The following is a 6257-nucleotide window of genomic DNA, read 5'->3' on the forward strand; positions in this document are numbered from 1 at the left end:
TATTCCGCGACAAGACATCACGCGTTCTAACGAGCATGCAGCGGCTCCATGAAAACCAGGCAAAGGTCGTTGACCGTTCGGATATCCGTCACGTTCAATCCGTTCCTGTCGAACGGATTGAAGCCGAGTTCGAGTTCCAACTGGGCCAAAACAACTGCGAGCTGCATAGACGTGAAGGCAAGCTGATCCACAAGCAGCATGTCACCATCCCTTTCGATGGAAAAATCTGCGAGCCTATCGCCGTCGTCATTGCATGCAATCTTAAGGCTCTCGACGACGGCGTTCCGCACACGGTCTTCGGATTGGTTTAGCATGAAAAGCCACCGTCGACCGCGAGGGTCTGTCCTGTCACGAATTTCGCGTTGATGAGAAAAGTCACAGCGTCTGCCAGATCATTCAACGAGCACAGCCGTTGCAGTGGTGTTCTGCGCACAATCCGCTTCACGTCACGCGCATCGAGATGCCCAACCATGTCGCTGGCGAAATACCCGGGGGCCAGGGCGTTGACCCTGATGTTTCTTTGTCCCACCTCTTTGGCCAAACTGCGGGTAAAGCCGTCGAGTGCTGCCTTCGTCGCACTGTAGACAGACAGCCCACTGTGCCCACGCAAAGCGTTGATCGAGGATATATTGATGATGCAACCGCGTCCGTTGATAAACATGCTCTTGATGCATTGCCGAGTTAGCACGATCGCCGACATTAAGTTGAGCTCGATGCCATAGCGGATGTCGGCGAGAGAGCTAGTGGCGAGCAAGCCGTCCACGCCAACACCCGCGTTGTTGACGAGATGATCGATTCGCCCGAACTTTTGGTGGACGCGGGAAACAAAATCCACAACGTCGTCCATTCGCGTAGCATCCAATGCCTCCCAATAAAATCGGCCGCTTGAGGCTTCCCGCGCCCTCATTTGAGCGATGAAATCCGTCTCATGCCTGCAGAACGTCGCAACGATGTCTCCCGCAGCCAGGCGGCTTTCGACCAGACATTGCCCTAGCCCCCTGCCGCCACCACTAATGAGTGTTATGGGGATGTGCTCCATGATGGGCTCCTCTTGAGCTTACGACGCGTCGATCCCACGGATCTTCTTGAACCGAATCCCATAAAGTGCCTTAGTGGTCGACATCACTATGGCCGGAACCTGAAAAGGCCGCAACGACTGCTGGCAATGTGTGCGTACACGCTTTTGTAGCAGCTTCGTGTCCTCTTCGTGTTCGGTTTGGACCAGCGCTACCACGACTTCACAGGTCACAGGATTACGGCGCGAGGTGACCGTGACATCCACCACATTGGCCATGCCTAGGATCACGCTCTCTACCTCTTGCGGGTAAACTTTTTCGCCAGCGACGTTGATAATCTCGGAGATCCTGCCCAAGACATGCACATAATCTCCATCGACTTCTACGTGATCACCCGTGTTGATCCAACCCTGATCGTCCACGATAGAAGCAGCATTCAAATAGCCGATCATAGAAACAGGAGATTTGATCCATAGCACGCCTTCGACGACTTTTATCGGTGATTGTGGGCCACCGATTTTCATCCACACTGAATCGCTGTTTCTGGATTGGGTCGGCAAGATACCCGCTTCCGTCATGCCGTATGTTTGCTTGAATTTGACGCTGGGAAGCATCCGTCTCGTGGCCTGCAGCGTAGTAGGATGCATCGGCTCAGTACCATAGGTAATGGTATGCAGTGAGCTGAGATCGTAGTTCTTCAATGAAAACGATATGGCCATCATTCGCAGGAAGGTAGGCGTTGCCGGAAGCACTTCGACTTTGCACTGTTCGATCATGCTACAAATCGCTCCGACCGAACGGTCACCCGCAAAGACGGCAGTTCCTCCGTGGCACAGTGCATATAGAAGGCTGTTCATGCCACCGATGTGGTCAAGCATCAGAAAGATCATGATCCTCGAGGCCTTACCGTTTCCCTGCTTTACACTGGAGATCAGTCGCCTGAAATCGTGCAACACGACTTTTTTCTTTCCAGTCGATCCCGAAGTGAGGAACAGAAGTCCGGACGAGGCCTCACGGCTTAAGAAACTTTCGATCAACTGGCTATGTTTTTTCCGTTCCCGCTGATTGCAGCTAAATGTTCGGCCATCGAAGCGGATCTCGAAATCTACGTACGCTTCTTCAATAGAGGATGCAAGGTCCCGTTCCGAAACAAGAGGAAACACGATATTTCCGGCTTCCTCCAGCGCCATCATTGCCGCGATCATGGATATGGACATGGTCCCTGTCAGGGCCACGCATTGGCCGGGTGAAATGCCCAGGATAGGAATCATCTCTAACCATTGGCGCACCATCGTTTCCAACTCGCGGTATCGGCATGTTTCCCCACCAAGCACAATTGCCTCGTGGTTCTTTTCACTTGTCTCAATGTTCGACAGCATCTCCAACAACATGGCTTAGTTCCTTCAAGCAAGAATGGTGATGCACGTTGTGACGACGGCCGTCCGCGTGTCACTCGTCCTGGAGCTCCGAGCCAGGCGGGAACGGCGCCAGCGCCTTTTCGAACGCGGCACCATATCTCCGAGCCAGGTGAAGAGCCAATCCGCGAATGGTAGATGCTTCGAAGAATACGGTCGGACTCAAATTCAGGCCATACTGGGCATTGAGGTCGTTACTGAGGATGGTAAGGTTTACCGAATCAAAGCCGAAATCATCAAGGGGTACATCAGGCTCCAGCGTCTCCAAGGGAGTGTCGAGCTGCATTGCCATGTGTTCGCTGATGGCGCGCTCAATGACTGACACGAGGTCTTCGTGCTGCGCGTTCTCGGAGACGGTCGCCGCTTTGACGGTAAGGGAGGCATTGAACGCAGTCAGTGAAGAAAGCAGGCGTTCGCGGTCGCCATGCAGAACGACGACCTGCGTTGCATCAATCGATAGAGCCTGGCGCAATGCTGCCAGCCCTTGGTCGGTGGGCAGCGCCTCAAGGTCCAATGTTCGACGTGATCGCCCTTGGCCTCGCTCATCGATGCGCATGCCGCCCTCGGACCACAGTGGCCAGTTGATCGCTACCATGCGTCCGAACCGCTCCCCCCTCATAACGCGCGCCTGCCGGTATGACGCAAAAAAATCCATGAAGCCATTGGCCGCCGCGTAATCAGTTTGGCCGATATTGCCCCACACGCTGGCTGTGGACGAGCATACTGCCAGCCAATCCAACGACACATCCGCTGTGATCTCGTCTAATGTGATGAGACCGGTTACCTTTGGTTTCAGCACCTCGTGCAATTCTCCAGTCGTCTTGTTAGTCAGTAAACTGTCCTGGAGTAAGCCCGCCGCATGAATTACGCCATGCAAAGCGCCAAAGCGCTGAAGAATATGCTCAACACACGCGCGCATCGCTTCAACGCTGCTCACGTCTGCCACCAGCGTTTCCACCGTCGTTCCACCCGCGCGTAGTTGCGCGAGCCACGCTTCTTGTACGGGCGTCGGCAAGTGTCGACCACTTAATACTAGTCGGGTACGACCTGGCTCCCGAGCGATCGCCTGGGCGAATAGCCGCCCCAGGCCCCCAAGGCCGCCCGTGATCCAGTAGACGCCATCCTCGCGAAAGGGCGAAGGCGCATCGGATGTCACATCCATCGACTCATAACGCAGTGATTGCCATCCGTCAGCGACTTCGCGCAGAAGCGGGAAGGCCAAGGCTGAGGCGCGGCGCATTGAGTTGGCCGTGAGGTTCGCGGCATCCGCCTGTATCAGCTGCACATGCAAGCATGGATACTCTTTTTGGGCGGCGCGAAGCATACCGCCCAGTCCCTGCATTAACGCCCCTTCTCCGTCGATAGGCACGACCAATTGCACCAGCCGTGTCGAGCCCGGCGACGATGCAATCATCGTCTTTAGCCAGCCCAACAGCTGTTGTGCACAGCTTGCATAGCATTGCGCTATGTCGTCGCCATCGTTCTGCAATACGTGACAGGATGCTACCGATGCATCCCCAACTAGATCAGCGACCGGCGTGAGACCCTTTCGCCCAACGATCAGTATGTGATGTTCGCCTTCGGACCAGATTTTGGGTAAAGGCAGCACAACTGGCAACCATCGTGGTATTGCCAATACCGTATGAGACCGGCGGGACAGCGCGTAGGCCCGAGTGGTGATGCCCCGAAGCTGGAACGCCGCGACGCCCCCCTTGTCGACGAGGGAAACATCCCACTTGCGCACGGCGTCGCTGCTGTCATCTCGCTCCTGCACCACGGCCCATAGTGGGTTCGGTAGCGCGCCCCATGATTGTATCGCCTGCACAGCGAACGGCACATCCAGTTCCTTGTTGTCAAATCGCGCAGCTGCGCCTTGGGCTGCGGCGTCGATTAACAAGGGCCACCATCGATAGGACGACGCTTCATCCAGACTGTGGCGAGCCTCGACCCGAGCGACCGCAATCCCGTGGCCAACGTCAAGCTGATGGATCACCTGGAAACTTGGTCCAAGTTGCAGGCCGCGGTGCGCAAACTCGCGCCACACCGTCGGCCCTTCCATACTATTTAGACAGTGCTCACGCACACTCTCAATATCGATCCGTGGGGCGGCCTTTCCGCTTGCTGGCAGGATATAACCCTGGCTAAAGATCACATCTTCGGTTTCACCCTCGCTGGCTGGTTGAAAAATCCGATAATCCCATCGCGCATTCTCTCCCAGGGTTAGTGCAATGTGCACCGTCAGGGGCGTGTCCACGATCAATGGGCGCAAGAAAGTGACCTGTTCCAATTGCAGGTTCGCCTGGGAATCACCCAAGGCCAGAGAAGCCGCCGCGCGCGCCCATTCCAGTTGGGCTACACCGGGCAACACCTTCCGCCCCCAGACCTGATGGTCCCGCAAGAAGGCCTCGTCACCACTCAATGTCGTGCTGTAGCGCACGCCTTTTTGGTCGCTGATATCGCGGTGCACCAGCGGGTGAAGCGCTACATCAGTGGCGGAGGCCGTGTTGGGCGAAGACAGTGGAATGCATTGCGGAGGATTTGCGCCAAAGCATTGTGCCCATGCCAGCGAGTAGCCTTGACAATATAAGTCGGCCAGAGCAACCAGCAAGTCGATTTTAGCGAGCGAGCTATCGCCGTTGACCACCTGCTGCAACATCTGTTGGCCGTTGTGCTCCAGCAAGTGGATCGGCGAAAAATCCGGCCTCACTTCGTTGCAAAATAGACAGCGGTGCTCCCGATGGCCCAACGCATCACGCAACGCCTGCAGTGCTTCATCTTGATGCCGGACCACAAGCGCACAACGATGAGCGAAATGTTCTGGTTCGATCAACAAGGTGTAACTCATCGCCTGCAAATCAGGCGCGCCGAGTAAGTCTCGGACCAACGACTCGATTCTGGCCTCAAGAGCGTTTCGGGTCGGTGCCGATAACACCAGTAGTACAAGATGAGTCTGATCAGATAGGGGCTGAATGAAATTATCATGGAGATCGGTCGTGGGACTCATTATTTCACCTCGCTGGTGAAGTTAGACCCGACCGTGTTTCCCCATATTAATGAGGGGGAGATAATCAGGCAAATTGGGTTCCGGCCGAATCAGTTAATGCATAGGAAGTCGTGCTGTCAAATAAATAACCAAGAAAAAAACAGGCCTTCACTTTCGAACATATTTCAGGCTGGGCAGTGGGCATCGCTTGGTCCACAATCTGGATGATCTGCGCTGCCCGGCGCAAAAACTGAGACCAAGCGGGCGCGTGTATCGAATTTTGAAGGAAAGCCTGGTAATTACCGTGATGGCTCGCCGACGGCAAACCTGATGCGCATGCCGCGCTTGGTCAGCTTTGCGCTAGGCAGCGCAGGCCACGCAGGTTGCGGGCCAAGCGATCCATGTTATGCACCACGACCGTCTCACCTTCACGGACGAAGCCGCGCATGACTTCCAGTTGCCGACGCTGGGTATCCTTGTCAAAGGCTTTGTCGGTGAACAGTTTGTTCACCTCGGTTTGTTGCAACTGGCATTCCGGGTTCTGGTCATAACTGCTGACCCGGACATAGCCGATACGTGGTCCCTGCAAGGTGCCTCCGTAGGCTTGGCCAATGGTTAATGATCAGAGGTAGCATTTGCTGCCACTAAGCCTGCTTGCAATACGGGGACTCTCAATGTGAGACGCTGATAGACCCGCTTCTGGATTCACCGGCGCCCCCAGCCATCAGAGCACTTGACAAAGTTATGGCGCGAGACAAATGCAAGGGCAACGCGTGGGCTACATCCAGGTCTGCACGATGGAGCAAAATGCTGAACGTCAGCTAGTGTCCTGAGTTAGAAGTT

The 6257-nt window shown here is 55.4% G+C and carries 4 protein-coding genes and 1 pseudogene; all 5 read right to left on the reverse strand.

From position 1 onward, the window contains the following. Positions 1 to 26: 26 nt before the first annotated feature. Positions 27 to 314 (reverse strand): hypothetical protein, encoded by a 288-nt coding sequence (locus J7E41_RS09920; RefSeq protein WP_214992235.1) that lies wholly within the window; start codon positions 312 to 314, stop codon positions 27 to 29. Further along, positions 308 to 1039, reverse strand: coding sequence for an SDR family NAD(P)-dependent oxidoreductase (locus J7E41_RS09925; protein ID WP_214992237.1), 732 nt, complete (start codon positions 1037 to 1039; stop codon positions 308 to 310). Before J7E41_RS09925 ends, J7E41_RS09920 begins: the two co-directional genes overlap by 7 nt. 18 nt (positions 1040 to 1057) lie before the next feature. Beyond that, positions 1058 to 2407, reverse strand: a complete 1350-nt coding sequence (locus tag J7E41_RS09930) for an ANL family adenylate-forming protein (protein ID WP_214992239.1) — start codon at positions 2405 to 2407, stop codon at positions 1058 to 1060. 58 nt (positions 2408 to 2465) lie between these two features. Further along, on the reverse strand, positions 2466 to 5435 hold the full coding sequence (locus tag J7E41_RS09935; protein ID WP_214992241.1) for an SDR family NAD(P)-dependent oxidoreductase: 2970 nt from the start codon (positions 5433 to 5435) through the stop codon (positions 2466 to 2468). A 302-nt stretch (positions 5436 to 5737) separates the two neighbouring features. Beyond that, positions 5738 to 6003: pseudogene (locus tag J7E41_RS09940) on the reverse strand (recombinase family protein); the annotation flags it as partial. Positions 6004 to 6257: the final 254 nt, after the last annotated feature.

Origin of the sequence: Pseudomonas fluorescens (genome assembly GCF_018614655.1) — a bacterium.
GTDB classification, from domain to species: Bacteria; Pseudomonadota; Gammaproteobacteria; order Pseudomonadales; family Pseudomonadaceae; genus Aquipseudomonas; species Aquipseudomonas fluorescens_BX.

What these genes read in the sequence shown, in the direction of transcription:
- J7E41_RS09920 (WP_214992235.1), bottom strand. Translation starts at nt 314, where the DNA reads ATGCTAAACCAATCCGAAGACCGTGTGCGGAACGCCGTCGTCGAGAGC.
- J7E41_RS09925 (WP_214992237.1), bottom strand. Translation starts at nt 1,039, where the DNA reads ATGGAGCACATCCCCATAACACTCATTAGTGGTGGCGGCAGGGGGCTA.
- J7E41_RS09930 (WP_214992239.1), bottom strand. Translation starts at nt 2,407, where the DNA reads ATGTTGTTGGAGATGCTGTCGAACATTGAGACAAGTGAAAAGAACCAC.
- J7E41_RS09935 (WP_214992241.1), bottom strand. Translation starts at nt 5,435, where the DNA reads ATGAGTCCCACGACCGATCTCCATGATAATTTCATTCAGCCCCTATCT.